The sequence below is a fragment of the Sedimenticola hydrogenitrophicus genome (genome assembly GCF_029017505.1).
Classification (GTDB): Bacteria; Pseudomonadota; Gammaproteobacteria; order Chromatiales; family Chromatiaceae; genus Sedimenticola; species Sedimenticola hydrogenitrophicus_A.
The window spans coordinates 94894-109432 of record NZ_JAQGEI010000004.1; the positions used below are offsets into that span (position 1 = coordinate 94894).

A 14539-nucleotide genomic window follows, 5' to 3' on the forward strand; every position below is an offset into this window, starting at 1 on the left:
CCTGCTGCTACTGCCCTGTGGGGCATAACACGACACACGCCCTGGCGAGGGCCAAGTACGCAGACAAAACGAATTCAAGAATAGAGCACAGGGTGATTCAGTACGTTGACGACTGAATTTATCCGGGAGCAGATTATGACCAATCCAGAGAAGTTGTACATTTTCGACACCACCTTGCGTGACGGCGAGCAGAGTCCCGGGGCCTCCATGACCAAGGACGAGAAACTGCGTATCGCCAAGGCGTTGGAGAAGATGCGGGTCGATATCATCGAGGCGGGGTTCCCGATTGCCAGTCCGGGTGATTTCGATGCGGTGCAGGCGATTGCCCGTGCCATCAAGGATAGCACCGTCTGTGGTCTGGCCAGGGCCCTCGAAGCCGATATCGATCGCGCCGGCGAGGCGCTGAAGGAGGCCAGTTCGGGTCGCATACACACCTTCATTGCCACCTCGCCGATCCATATGCAGCAAAAACTGCGCATGACCCCGGATCAGGTGGTGGAGCAAGCGGTCTGGGCGGTCAAACGGGCACGGAAATATACCGATGATGTGGAATTTTCACCCGAAGACGCCGGCCGCTCCGAGATCGATTTTCTCTGTCGCATCATTGAACAGGCGATCACCGCTGGCGCCACCACCATCAATGTACCGGATACCGTGGGCTACAATCTGCCGCAGCAGTTTGGCGAGACCATCCGTACCCTGATCGAGCGCATCCCCAATGCCGACAAGGCGATCTTCTCCGTCCACTGCCATAACGACCTGGGGCTGGCGGTGGCCAACTCGCTGGCCGCGGTCTCCCAGGGCGCGCGCCAGGTGGAGTGCACCATCAACGGCCTGGGCGAGCGCGCCGGCAACGCCTCGCTGGAGGAGGTGGTGATGGCGGTGCGCACCCGGCGCGATCTGTTCACCTGCGACACCACCCTGGATACAACCCAGATCGTCAACTGTTCACGCCTGGTATCGGGGATCACCGGCTTTCCGGTGCAGCCGAACAAGGCGATCGTCGGCGCGAACGCCTTTGCCCACGAGTCGGGCATCCATCAGGACGGCGTGCTCAAGCACCGCGAAACCTACGAGATCATGCGCGCCGAGGATGTGGGCTGGAGCAAGAACCGGATGGTGATGGGCAAGCACTCCGGGCGCAATGCCTTCCGCACCCGGCTGGAGGAGCTCGGTATCACCTTCGACTCGGAGGAGGAGATCAATGACGCCTTCCGCCGCTTCAAGGACCTGGCCGACAAGAAGCACGAGATCTTCGACGAAGATCTGCAGGCACTGGTGTCGGATGCCGGCTTCAGCGCCGAGAACGAGCATATCAAGCTGCTCTCGCTCAAGGTCTGCTCCGAAACCGGGGAGACCCCCAACGCCCGGGTGGTCCTGTTGGTGGATGAGCGGGAGATGGTGGGAGAGGCGAGCGGCAGCGGTCCGGTGGACGCCGCGTTCAAGGCCATCGAGTCCATGGTGCAGAGCAATGCCGAGTTGCAGCTCTACTCGGTCAATGCCATCACCAGCGGTACCGATGCCCAGGGCGAGGTGACGGTCAGGCTGCAGCGCAATGGCGGGATCGTCAATGGCCAGGGTGCCGATACCGATATCGTGATCGCCTCGGCCAAGGCCTATATCAATGCCGTCAACCGGCTGGATCAGGAACACAAGGCCCACCCTCAGGGCGATGTCTAGGCTTCGGACCCCAAGGCGATGAACGAAGCGCAAAGACAGGAGTATCTGCGGGCCATGGGGATCCGGAACTGGATCCCCAGGTCGGCGGTCGCCGAAGCGGAGAGCATCGAGCCCGACAATATTGAACCGGAGATGATTGAGTCGGCGCACGTCGAGCCGGACAGCATCGGTCAGGCGGCGGCTCCGCAAAGGCGGACTCCGCCAACCCCTGCGACGATGTCACCGTCACCGCCCAGGTCGGTGGTGCGGGCGGAACCGCCAAGGCCGGCGGCCGACGAACCGCCCTCCTGGCTGGATGAGGTGCCGCCGCCGGTGGATGAGTACCTGCCCGCTGGGGATCAGGGCGATCATGCCGATCGGTTCGGGGACGCGGATCTCATGGATGACGGGGTGAGTCGCCTGGACTGGGCGGGGCTGGAGGCCCGGGTTGCTCAATGCGTGGCCTGTGAACTGCACAAGACCCGTACCCAGACGGTGTTTGGCGTGGGTCGGCGTGATGCCGATCTGATGATCATCGGGGAGGCGCCCGGGGCCGACGAGGATCGCAAGGGCGAGCCCTTCGTGGGGCGGGCCGGACAACTGCTCAACGCCATGCTCAAGGCGATCGGCCTGGGCCGGGAACAGGTCTATATCGCCAATATCCTCAAGTGCCGGCCGCCGGGCAACCGCGATCCGCGGGCCGAGGAGGCGCTGCAGTGCGCCCCCTACCTGCAGCGCCAGGTGGCGCTGGTCAAGCCGCGGGTGATCCTAGCCGTTGGCGCTGTGGCCGCCCGGAACCTGCTGCAGCGTGATGAGGCGGTGGGACGTCTGCGGGGAGGCGAGCATCGCTACCAGGGCATCCCCGTGGTGGTCACCTATCACCCGGCCTACCTGCTGCGCTCCCCGGAGCAGAAGGCCAAGGCGTGGCAGGATCTGCAGAAGGCTGCTGGTACTCTGTCAAGGTGATATTGACTAGTTCAGCGCCCCTGTAGTGTTTTGCCGCAAGGCGCGTCGTGCAGGCAATGGCCCGGTCCTTGTCAAGCGACGCAACGCAGCGGCGGGACACCACAGGGGAGCCCTTCGGGTTGGCCTGTTCGCGCCCCTGGCCGCGTTGCGGCTCTTGCAAAGGACCGGGCCATTCGCTACGAGCCGCGCCTTGCCAGGAACGCGGACAGGCCAACTGAATACGTCAATATCACCTTGACAGAGTACTAAACTGATCCAGTGAACCGGTAATTTCGAGAACCCAGATCGTGAGCGCCATACTCAGGGACCCCTTGCTGCGCATTCGCCCCCTCAGGGAGAGCGATATCGACGCCATCATGACGGTGGAGCACCGCTGTTACGATCACCCCTGGACCCCCGGCATCTTCCGTGACTCCCTGCGGGTGGGCTATATCTGCTGGGGCTATTTCCTGGACCAGCGGCTGGTCGGTTACGCCGTCATGTCGGTGGCGGCCGGCGAGGCCCATGTACTGAATATCTGCACCGATCCCGAGGTGCGCGGGCAGGGGCTGGCGCGCCGGCTGCTGCAGCGCCTGATCAACCAGGCCCGGGAGCGCGAGGCCGACACGGCGTTCCTGGAGGTGCGTGCCAGCAACCGGGTGGCCCTCGGCCTGTATGAATCCCTGGGCTTCAACGAGATCGGCCTGCGACGTGGCTATTACCCCGCGGACAAGGGGCGGGAAGACGCCATTCTATTGGCCAAGGCGTTGTAGGGTGCAGTTCGGTGTCGAGTGTCCAGTACGATTTCGAAGCCTGGTAGGGTGGGCACGCTTTTTGTGCCCACGCGGAAGGCTTTCATTAATCTCTCGCAAAGACGCCAAGCACGCAAAGGAAAAGCGTACCGGTGTATTCTCTGCGTTCTTGGCGTCTTTGCGAGAATAATTTTTCTGACAAGCAAACAAACGGCCACCGTTTGCGCGAGGCGCGCCTAACCCACCCTGCGATAGGGTATGACCCAAAGGGTTATCGAGTTTTTCCGCGCTTGCTCCTGAGCACCCGGGAATTACTGTATAATCCCGCTTTTGTCAGCAAGCAGCAGATCCCCCATGTCCGAACTTCTCAAGCAACTGCAACGGCGGCGCACCTTCGCCATCATCTCCCACCCCGATGCCGGTAAGACCACGCTGACAGAGAAGCTGCTGCTGTTCGGTGGGGCGATCCAGATGGCCGGTACGGTGAAGGGTCGCAAGGCGGCCCGGCACGCCACCTCGGACTGGATGGAGATGGAGAAGGAGCGCGGTATCTCGGTCACCTCGTCGGTGATGCAGTTCGCCTACGGAGACGGCATTGTCAATCTGCTCGACACCCCGGGGCATGAGGACTTCTCCGAGGACACCTACCGTACCCTGACCGCGGTGGATTCCGCCCTGATGGTGATCGACGTGGCAAAGGGCGTCGAGTCGCGCACCATCAAGCTGATGGAAGTGTGCCGCATGCGCGACACGCCGATCCTCACCTTCGTCAACAAGCTGGACCGGGAGGGGCGCGATGCCCTGGATATCCTGGACGAGATCGAACAGGTGCTGGAGATCAAGTGCGCCCCGGTGACCTGGCCGATCGGCATGGGCAAGCGGCTCAAGGGGGTGTTCGATCTGCGTACCGAGACCACCCACCTCTTCTCCGCCACCCATGGTGGCAAGATCCAGGCCGGCGAGCTGATCGAGGGGCTGGACAACCCGCGCCTGGACGCGGTGCTGGGCGACATGGCGGATGAACTGCGTGAGGAGATCGACCTGGTGCGCGGCGCCAGCCATGCCCTGGACCTGGAGGCCTATCTGCGCGGTGAACTGACCCCGGTATTCTTCGGCTCGGCAATCAACAACTTCGGTGTCAAGGAGCTGCTGGACGCCTTCGTCCAGTACGCGCCGCCGCCCCGGGCCCGGGAGACCCGGCAGCGCCTGGTGGAACCGGCGGATGAGAAGTTTTCCGGCTTCATTTTCAAGATCCAGGCCAACATGGACCCGGCGCACCGCGACCGCATCGCCTTCATGCGGGTCTGTTCCGGCAGTTACAAGAAGGGCATGAAGATGCGCCATGTGCGTATCGGCAAGACGGTACAGATCAGCAACGCCATCACCTTCCAGGCCGATGAGCGCAAGCATGTGGAGGAGGCGTGGCCGGGAGACATCATTGGCCTGCACAACCACGGCACGATACAGATCGGCGATACCTTCACCGAGGGCGAGGAGTTGAAATACGAGGGTATTCCCTATTTTGCCCCGGAGCTGTTCCGGCGCGTGGTGCTGAAGGACCCGCTGCGCCTGAAGGCGCTGCAGAAGGGGGTGTTGCAGCTCTGCGAAGAGGGGGCCACCCAGGTGTTTCGGCCGTTGAAGAACAACGACCTGATCCTCGGCGCGGTGGGGGTGTTGCAGTTCGAGGTGGCGGCCCACCGGCTGAAGGGGGAATACGGCGTCGAGGCCATCGTCGAGGCGGTCGGTGTCAGCACCGCCCGCTGGGTGGAGTGCGACGACCCCAAGATGCTGGAGCAGTTCAAGGTCAAGGCCCATGAGAACCTGGCGCTGGATGGCGATGACCAGCTGGTCTATCTGGCCCCGACCCGGGTCAACCTGAGCCTGGCCGAAGAGCGCTGGCCGAAAATCCGCTTCCTGGCCACCCGGGAGCTGTAGATAACCCGAATGGTTCTTGCCGGGAATATTTTCGAAACATTCGTCTGGCCGGAATATACCTGCTGGCGGCCTGTTAAACCGGTCGATCCGATGCGCTATGATCGGCTTAAATTCTTTTGAGGAAGCGGTAATGGAAATTGAAGCGATTGCACAACTGATCGAGTCCGGCCTGCCCGGGTGTCAGGCGGTGGTATCCGGCGACGGCCGGCATTTCGAGGCGGTGGTGATCAGCGAGGATTTCGAGGGCAAGAGCCCGATCCAGAAACAGCGCATGGTGATGGCCACGGTCAAGGCGCAACTGGAGAGCGATGAGCTGCACGCCCTGTCGATCAAGACCTACACCCGGGAGCAGTGGCAAACCCTGCAGGGGTGAGGTGAGTTTTCCGGTCTGGTAGAAACTGGCAACTTGACCGGTTTCTCCAGCCACCCCGTAGGAGGGGCCGCTTCCGACATCCTGCCTCCCGCGGCATTAGCACTTCCTTGTGCGTCGCTCTGCCGCGAAAACCTTTTTTGTCCAGGGATGGACTTATGCCGCGGAGGCCATGGATGGCCGAGAGCGGCCTCGCGTGGGCACAAAAAGCGTGCCCACCCTACGTGTCTGTCCTAGAGGGATGGCGCCGTGGTAACGCGGGAACAGCGCGACCGCCCATATCCGAACCACTGATTCACCCGGATGGACACAGATGGGGTTTACCATCCAGCCGGACAAATGTAGGCCACTTTGCACGGCCAACCACTTGTCGAGCGGCTTTCCTATCCAAAAATCCGTGTCTATCCGTGGTTCTTCCTCAGGCATAGGGCGCCCCATGGGCGCCGTCGGCGGGCACGGCCCGCCCTATCCTATGGTTCTCGAACACCGCCGGCGTAGGATGACGGTGAGTCTGTAGGTCCGCTCTATTACAGCTCAGCGCTTGCCGATCTTCACCCGCCACTCAGCCGGTCCGGTCTGGTGCACCGAGGTGCCCTGGCTGTCCACGGCCACGGTCACCGGCATGTCCTCCACCTCGAACTCGCGGATCGCCTCCATGCCCAGGTCCTCGAACGCCACCATGCGCGAGGAGCGGATCGACTTGGAGACCAGGAACGCGGCACCGCCCACCGCCATCAGGTAGACCGCGCCGTGTTTCTTGATCGATTTGATAGCCGTCGGGCCACGCTCGGCCTTGCCGACCATGCCGATCAGGCCGGTCTCACCCAACATCATCTCGGTGAACGGGTCCATGCGGGTGGAGGTGGTGGGGCCGGCCGGGCCGACTACTTCGTCGCCCACCGGATCGACCGGGCCGACGTAGTAGATAAAGCGGTTGTTGAAATCGACCCCGTCCGGCAGCGCCTCCCCTCTCGACAGCATGTCCTGGATCCGCTTGTGGGCCGCATCCCGGCCGGTCAGCAGCTTGCCCGAGAGCAGCAGGCTCTCGCCGGGCTTCCAGGTGGCGATCTCCTCCCTGGTGATACCGTCGATGTTGACGCGGCGGGCGCCGGCGCCGCCGGCCAGGCTGATCTCGGGCCAGTCCGAGCTCTTCGGCGGTGCCAGCACGGCCGGGCCGCTGCCGTCCAGGGTGAACTCGACGTGACGGGTGGCGGCACAGTTGGGGATCATCGCCACCGGCAGCGAGGCGGCATGGGTCGGGTAGTCGCGAATCTTCACGTCCAGGACGGTGGTCAGGCCACCCAGACCCTGGGCGCCGATACCCAGGGCATTGACCTTCTCGAACAGCTCCAGACGCAACTCCTCGACCCGGTTGCCGGGGCCGCGCGCCATCAGTTCGTGGATGTCGATGTGCTCCATCAGCGACTCCTTGGCCAGCAGCATCGCCTTCTCGGCCGAGCCGCCGATGCCGATGCCGAGTATGCCGGGGGGGCACCAGCCGGCGCCCATGGTGGGCACCGTGTTCAGTACCCAGTCCACCAGGCTGCCCGAGGGGTTGAGCACGGTGAACTTGCTCTTGTTTTCCGAGCCGCCGCCCTTGGCGGCCAGGCTGATCTCCAGCTTGTCGCCCGGCACAATCCGGGTATGGATCACCGCCGGGGTGTTGTCGCGAGTGTTGAGACGTGTTCCGGCGGGGTCACTCACCACCGAGGCGCGCAGTACGTTGTCCGGATTGTTGTAGCCCTGGCGCACACCCTCGTTGACCATCTCCTCCAGGCTCATTCTGGCGTCCCAGCGCACCTCCATTCCCACCTTGAGAATGGCGGTTACCATGCCGGTGTCCTGACAGATGGGGCGATGCCCCTCGGCGCACATTCTCGAATTGACCAGGATCTGGGCCATGGCATCCTTGGCCGCCGGCGACTCCTCCATCTCCCAGGCACCGGTCAACGCCTTGATGTAATCCGCCGGGTGGTAGTAGGAGATGTACTGCAGGGCATCCGCGATGCTCTGGATGAGATCGTCTTGCTTGATTGTGGTCATGGCTGTTCCCAGATGAGGTGGTTATCTGAGGCGCCATTATACCTTCGATTGGCTTGGGAGGGGGAGAAATCAGTTTAAAAATGGACGACTGTCCAAATGAGTGTTGGCTTATTTCAGATCCCTGAGTACGTTGATGCCTTTATGGCGTTGTGCCCGCAGAATGTCCAGTTCCCGTGACAATTGCTGCTGCCGGGACGGGTCCTGTTCATGGCCCAGATGCTTCTTCAGTTTCCGCTCCTTTTCCCGCAGCTGTTTCAGCACCTGCTTCATCTTTGCCCGCTTGTTGCGCAGGCTGCGTTGATCGAGGCTGAGGTAATCCGCCAGTTTCTGTAAAAGCTTTTTCCGTTTCATCTCATGCTGTTCCCGGTGATCGAGAGTTTATTGTCCGGATTCCTTGACCTGTTGCTGGTCGGATACCGCCTGGAGTTCATTATCATCCAGGGCAATGGTGCGAACCGCCTGTGCCAGGTCCCTTGGGCCGGAGACAAACAGGGTCTGGGCCGCGCGTACCAGATTCATGGCGATACTGTAGCTGTAGTTACTGTCGTTCATCAGCGAGGTGCCCATCTCCGGCATGATCCGGTGATTTCGTATCATCTCGATCAGGGACAGGTAGAACGCCTCATGCGTCTGCTTGATCATCAGTTTCAGGGCATCCAGCGAGAGGATGGCGGTATCACTGGTATCGGTCAGCCTAATCTCTTCAAGTTTACGGATGATGGCGGCGAGTTGGCTGCGCAACTGGTCGTAGGCTTGACGCATCGGCCGGTTGCCTGAATTGATGAAGCGGACCATGTTCTTCTGCAGATGCTTGACATCCTTGATCGCCTCCACTACCTGCTGGTTGGCCTCTCGCAGGTGATGCAGATCGGCGGACTGTTCCATCTGCCAGGAGAAATCGGCCCGACTGATAAAGGCGACGATCTCGCTGTAGAGGCCCTTGATGCTGCGCTCATAGGCCGCGTCGATATCCAGCCGGGTCAGCTTGGTCTGCGCTTCGGCCAGCTCCAGCAGGTTCAGTGTGGAGAGTACCTCCGGTCTCCTGAAACCCAGGGCGTGGATCAGGATGCCCTGGGCATTGTCATAGACATGCAGTGACTCCTGCAGCACCGCCTTGACGGCGGTTTCCGGGAAATCGATGGCGGAATCCGTCAGGTATTTCGGTTGGTCGATCTCCGGTTTTTTCTCCTTGATCGTTCTGTTGAGCAGCGCCACCAGCGGGCCCATCAGCGGTGTCATGACCAGTACGCCGATCAGGTTGAACAGGGTATGGAAGACGGCCAGCTTCAGGGTGTAATCGTCGTCGCGGATACCGCTCAGCAGGCTGATCTGATCAACGGCAGCGCTCAATTGATGGATAAACAGGATGGCGATCAGGGCGGTGATCAGGTTGAACAGCAGGTGCGCCCCGGCCAGGCGTCGGCCCTGGGCATTGGCGCTGATCGCACCAAGCATGGCGGTGATGGTGGTGCCGATGTTGGCGCCGATGGCCAGTGCCAGGGCATTCTCATAGCTGATCTGCTGGGCCGCCAGGGCGGTGATGATCAGTACCAGGGTGGCGTGACTGGACTGCATGACGAAGGTGGCGAGGGCACCGATCAGGGTAAACAGGAGCAGGCCTGGATAGCCCCTGACCGCATATTCGGCGAGATCGAGCGTCTCCTTGAACGCCTCGAAGCCCTCCTTCATGTAATGGATGCCCAGAAACAGGAAGCCGAGACCAAGCAGGATATAGCCCAATCCGTTGAGATTTTTCGCCTTCTGGAACAGCAGCAGCACGCCGAACACCAGGATCGGCATGGCATAGGCGGCGATATTTACCTTCAGTCCGAATCCGGCGATCAACCAGGCGCCGGTGGTGGTGCCGAGATTGGCGCCGAAGATGATGCCGATGCCGGCGATCAGGGTCAGCAGGCCGGCGCTGAGAAAGGAGATGGTAATCACCGACACCAGCGAACTGGACTGCATGATGGAGGTCGCGACAATACCGAGCGTGAGGCTTCTCCAGCGGCTGGAGGTGGTTCTGTCGATCAGCCGTTCCAGCATGCCGCCGGTAAAGTTACGGAAACCCTGTTCGAGAGACAACATGCCGAACATGAAGATGGCGATGCCGGCGGATATCTCCCGGAAATCATCGCTCAACCAGAAGCCATAGGCGAGGATGACGAAAATGGTGGGAAGCACTGTTTTTTTCAGCATGGACCTGCCAGGCGCGACAGTTGAAATTGTTTATTGTTTGCCAACGCGATGGGGGGAGTATAGCCGCAAACGGATCCGGGGGCGCGCCATGTACAGCTTGGTAGGGTGGGCACGTTTTTTGTGCCCACGCGGAAGATGCGGCAAGGGGCAAAAAGGTGGGCACAGACTACGTGCCCACCCTACGCGACTACTTACCCAGTTTGTAAGTGATTGGCCTGCCTTGTTGGCCGATCTTGATGGCGCCTCGAATCCGGCCCTTTTTTCAGATCAAGCCTGCCCTTGTTTGAGCGAAGCGAGTTTTGTCCAGGGAAGGACTTATGCCGCGAAGGCCAGGGATGGCCGGGAGCGGCTTGGGCAGGCGCTGAAAAAGGGGCCGGATTCGAGGAAACAAGCCATCGTGTGAGGCCGGCAAGGCAGGCCAATTACCCCGTGAGTAGTTACCATCCGGGTAAAAAAAACGGAGCCCCCATGCGGGGGCTCCGGCTCTTGTTACGCCCGTATCGGGACAGGCTCCTAGACCTGCAGCAGCAGGCGGGTGGGGTCTTCCAGCATGTTCTTGATGGTCACCAGGAACTGCACCGCTTCGCGGCCATCGATAATGCGATGGTCATAGGAGAGGGCCAGGTACATCATCGGGCGGATCTTGATCTCGCCATTGATCACCATCGGGCGCTGCTGAATGGTGTGCATGCCCAGGATGGCGCTCTGCGGCGGGTTCAGGATCGGCGTCGAGAGCATGGAACCGAATACGCCGCCATTGGAGATGGTGAAGGTGCCGCCGGTCAGTTCCTCATAGGTGAGTGAGCCATCATTGGCCTTCTTGCCGAAATCCCGCACCGCCTTCTCGGTGTCGGCGAAGCCGAGTTGATCGGCATCGCGCAGGATGGGCACCACCAGGCCGCGGGGTGAGCCGACGGCGATACCGATATCGTAATAACCGTGGTAGATGATGTCCTTGCCGTCCACGGAGGCGTTGACCGCCGGGAACTGTTTCAGCGCCTCGACGGAGGCCTTGATGAAGAAGGACATGAAGCCGAGTTTCACTTCATGCTCTTTCTCGAACTTGTCCTTGTAGTTTTTACGCAGATCGTTGATCGCCTGCAGATCCACTTCGTTAAAGGTGGTCAGGATGGCGGCATTCTGCTGCGCCTCCAGCAGGCGTTCCGCGATACGCGCCCGCAGGCGGGTCATCGGCACGCGCTGCTCGGGGCGGTCGCCCTCGATACCGGTCTGGGTGATCTCGCTCTCCCGGGTGGTCTGCGCCGCCGATTTGCTGGCGGCCGCCTCCAGGCTTTCGATATAGGCGGTGACATCGGTCTTGAGGATACGGCCATCTTTGCCGGTGCCGACGATATCCTTGGGGTCGATGCCCTTCTCTTTCACCAGCCGGCGTACCGCCGGGGTCAGTACCGGTTCTTCATCAGCCGCCGCTTCGAGCGTGGCGGGTGTGGCCGCCGCTGCCTGGGCCTGCGCTGCGCTGCCTTCCTGGATAATCGTCAGCAGATCGCCTGCCTGCACGGTGTCGCCCTCCGCCGCACTGATGGAGCCGAGTATGCCGTCGATCGGAGAGGGAACTTCCAGTACAACCTTGTCGGTCTCCAGGTCCACGAGGTTCTCGTCACGTGACACGGCATCGCCCGGCTTTTTGTGCCAGGCAAGAATGGTGGCGTCGGCGACAGATTCCGGCAGCGCCGGTACAGATACATTAGTACTCATTTATGCAGGCATCCTTCGGTTCATTGAGGGATTGATGTTGCCGGTCAGGGCTTCATCGATCAGGGTCTCTTGTTGTTGGACGTGAATCGGGTAGTACCCGACAGCAGGTGCGGCAGCGGCCGGCCGCCCTACGTAATAAAGGTGTTTACCCTTGTCGAGCAGGGTGTGGAAACGGTGCTTGATCTGATCCCAGGCACCCTGGTTTTGTGGCTCCTCCTGACACCAGATGATCCGGTCGACCTGGGGATACTGGTCGATAATGGCGTCGAATATCTCGCGCGGGAACGGATACAGCTGCTCGATGCGGATGATGGCGACATTGCGCACTCCCCGCGCGCGGCGCGCCTCCAGTAGTTCGTAATAGACCTTGCCGGAGCAGACTACGATATGCTCGACCTCATTCGGGTCGAGATCGTCGATTTCGCCGATCACAGGCTGGAACTCGCCCTTGATAAACTCGTCCAGTGCCGAGGTGGCCAGACGGTGACGCAGCAGGCTTTTCGGCGACATCACAATCAGAGGTTTTCGCATCGGCCGCAGCATCTGCCGGCGCAGCATGTGGAATACCTGGGCGGGTGTGGTCGGTACGCAGACCTGCATGTTATGTTCCGCGCAGAGTTGCAGGTAACGCTCCAGTCTGGCGGAGGAGTGTTCCGCGCCCTGGCCCTCATAGCCGTGGGGCAGCAACATCACCAGGCCGCAATAGAGCCCCCACTTGGCACCGCCGGAGCTGATGAACTGGTCGATCACCACCTGGGCGCCATTGGCGAAGTCACCAAACTGCGCCTCCCAGATGGTCAGGGCCTTGGGTTCGGTGGTGGCGTAGCCATACTCAAAGCCGAGCACCGCCTCTTCCGAGAGCAGTGAGTCGATTACCAGGAAATTGGCCTGCTCTTCGGAGATGTGCTGCAGTGGCGTATGGCCTTCGCCGGTCAGCTGATTGTGCAGTACCGCGTGGCGGTGGGAGAAGGTGCCGCGACCGCAATCCTGACCGGAGAGCCGTACCGGAATGCCTTCATCAACCAGCGAGGCGTAGGCCAGGCATTCACCGAAACCCCAGTCCACCAGTTGATCGCCCGTGGCCATCTTGCGGCGTCCTTCGATCAGCTTGTTGACCCGGGGGTGGAGCTCGAAGCTCTCCGGTACCGCCAGCAGCCGGCTGGCGAGGCGTGCCAGTTTTTCCTGGCTGATAGTGGTGTCGGCCGGGTGTTCCCAGTCTATATGCTGGTAGGGCGCCCAGTTGACATGATACGGGTAGTTCAGGTCGGTCAGGGTCGGTCGGGCGACCCTGGAGTTCTGCTCCAGCGAGGAGCGGTAATCCTCCACCATCTCCCGGCTCTGCTCGGGGGTGACGATGCCTTCCGAGATCAGCTGATCGGAATAGCTTGACCGGGTGGTCGGCAGCCGCCGGATCTTCTGGTACATCATCGGCTGGGTCACCGCCGGCTCATCGGCCTCGTTGTGGCCATGACGGCGGTAGCAGATCAGATCGATGATTACATCCTTGTGGAAGCGCTGACGATAGTCCATGGCCAGGCGGGTAACAAAGATCACCGCCTCGGGATCGTCTCCATTCACATGGAAGATCGGCGCCTGCACCATCTTGGCCACATCGGTACAGTAGAGAGTGGAACGGGTATCCAGGGGATTGCTGGTGGTGAAACCGACCTGGTTGTTGACCACGATATGGATCGAACCACCGGTGCCGTAGCCGCGGGCCTGGGACATCTGGAAGGTCTCCATCACCACGCCCTGACCGGCGAAGGCCGAGTCACCATGGATCAGGATGGGCAGCACCTTGGCACCTTCCCGGTCTTCGCGGCGCTGTTGTCTGGCGCGCACGGAACCCTCGATTACCGGGCTGATGATCTCCAGGTGCGAGGGGTTGAAGCCGAGCACCACGTGAGTAAAGCCGCTCGGAGTCTCTATGTCGGTGGAGAACCCCATGTGGTATTTTACATCGCCGGAGCTCTTGTAGCGCTCCGGTGTCTTCTTACCCTCAAACTCTTCAAACAGTTCGGCGGGCGCCTTACCCAGGATATTGGTGAGCACACTGAGGCGTCCGCGATGTGCCATGCCGATGGCCACTTCGCGGATGCCGTCCTGGCCACCGCGCTGGATCAGTTCATCCAGCAGCGGGATCAGGGACTCGCCGCCCTCCAGGGAGAAACGTTTCTGACCGACATAGCGGGTGTGCAGGTATTTTTCCAGGCCCTCGGCCGCGGTGAGCAGGGTCAGCAGCCACTTTTTGTCATCCGCATTCAGATCCGCCTTGGCCTTGGACCCTTCAACCCGTTTCTGGATCCAGCGCTTCTGCCGGGTGTCGGTGATGTGCATGTACTCGGTGCCGATATTGCCGCCGTACACCTCTTTTATAAAATTGATGATCTCGCGTAGCGGCATGCGGTCCGGGGCAAACAGCGAGCCGGTATTGAATACCGTGTCCATGTCGGCTTCGCCAAGCCGGTGGAAGGCCGGGTCCAGATCCGGCACGTCCTCCACGTCCCGCAGGCGCAGCGGGTCCAGGGTGGCGTACTGATGTCCACGCACACGCCAGGCATTGACCAGACGCAGAGCGGCCGCCTGTTTTTCGGCGGCCCCCGGTGACATGCGCTCGGCGGCCTGTCGTGAGGCCGGGCGCTTCTCCCGTGCCAGACGGGCAAAATTCGATCGAACCGGGCCGTGGGCAATATCCGGTGCCTCGTTCGCCGAGTCCTTGATAATGCTGTCGAAACGCACTCTCCAGGCAGGGTCGACACTGTTCGGGTCCTGCAGGTAGCGTTCGTAGAGATCCTCTATAAAGGCGGCATTACCGCCGGAGAGGGCAGATGTGGTGCGTAACAACTCCAGAAGTGCGCTCATTTGGATGATCGGCCTATTATTTGTGGTTGGGAGAGCGAGTAGGTGGATAGTAGCATAA

10 protein-coding genes are annotated in these 14539 nt (G+C 61.2%); 5 read left to right on the forward strand and 5 right to left on the reverse strand.

Going from position 1 to position 14539, the window contains the following annotated elements; all coding sequences use genetic code 11:
- The first annotated feature begins 135 nt into the window (after positions 1–135).
- From O9K64_RS03760 to O9K64_RS03780, 5 genes are all read left to right on the forward strand, one after another.
- A complete protein-coding gene (locus O9K64_RS03760; protein WP_275096748.1) occupies positions 136–1680 on the forward strand; it encodes a 2-isopropylmalate synthase in 1545 nt (514 codons plus the stop codon).
- An 18-nt stretch (positions 1681–1698) separates the two neighbouring features.
- On the forward strand, positions 1699–2625 hold the full coding sequence (locus O9K64_RS03765; RefSeq protein ID WP_275096749.1) for a uracil-DNA glycosylase: 927 nt from the start codon (positions 1699–1701) through the stop codon (positions 2623–2625).
- Positions 2626–2912: 287 nt separating this feature from the next.
- Positions 2913–3377, forward strand: coding sequence for a ribosomal protein S18-alanine N-acetyltransferase (gene rimI / locus O9K64_RS03770; protein ID WP_275096750.1), 465 nt, complete (start codon positions 2913–2915; stop codon positions 3375–3377).
- Between the two features lie 333 nt (positions 3378–3710).
- A complete protein-coding gene (locus O9K64_RS03775) occupies positions 3711–5291 on the forward strand; it encodes a peptide chain release factor 3 (protein ID WP_275096751.1) in 1581 nt (526 codons plus the stop codon).
- Between the two features lie 130 nt (positions 5292–5421).
- On the forward strand, positions 5422–5664 hold the full coding sequence (locus tag O9K64_RS03780; RefSeq protein WP_275096752.1) for a BolA family protein: 243 nt from the start codon (positions 5422–5424) through the stop codon (positions 5662–5664).
- A gap of 531 nt (positions 5665–6195) precedes the next feature.
- On the opposite strand, the gene O9K64_RS03785 is transcribed toward O9K64_RS03780, so the two are convergent.
- From O9K64_RS03785 to O9K64_RS03805, 5 genes are all read right to left on the reverse strand, one after another.
- Positions 6196–7704 carry a fumarate hydratase gene (locus O9K64_RS03785; protein WP_275096753.1) on the reverse strand — a complete coding sequence of 503 codons (1509 nt, stop codon included), beginning with the start codon at positions 7702–7704 and terminating at the stop codon, positions 6196–6198.
- A 108-nt stretch (positions 7705–7812) separates the two neighbouring features.
- The gene (locus O9K64_RS03790; protein WP_260291120.1) at positions 7813–8055 is read right to left on the reverse strand and encodes a hypothetical protein; all 243 of its coding nucleotides are present in this window, start codon (positions 8053–8055) and stop codon (positions 7813–7815) included.
- Positions 8056–8082: 27 nt separating this feature from the next.
- Positions 8083–9903, reverse strand: a complete 1821-nt coding sequence (locus tag O9K64_RS03795; RefSeq protein ID WP_275096754.1) for a Na/Pi cotransporter family protein — start codon at positions 9901–9903, stop codon at positions 8083–8085.
- Positions 9904–10416: 513 nt separating this feature from the next.
- Entirely contained in the window at positions 10417–11619 is a 1203-nt protein-coding gene (gene odhB, locus O9K64_RS03800; RefSeq protein ID WP_275096755.1) for a 2-oxoglutarate dehydrogenase complex dihydrolipoyllysine-residue succinyltransferase, read from the reverse strand.
- Complete coding sequence (locus O9K64_RS03805) at positions 11620–14481, reverse strand: 2-oxoglutarate dehydrogenase E1 component (protein ID WP_275096756.1); 2862 nt, start codon at positions 14479–14481, stop codon at positions 11620–11622.
- Between the last annotated feature and the right edge of the window lie 58 nt (positions 14482–14539).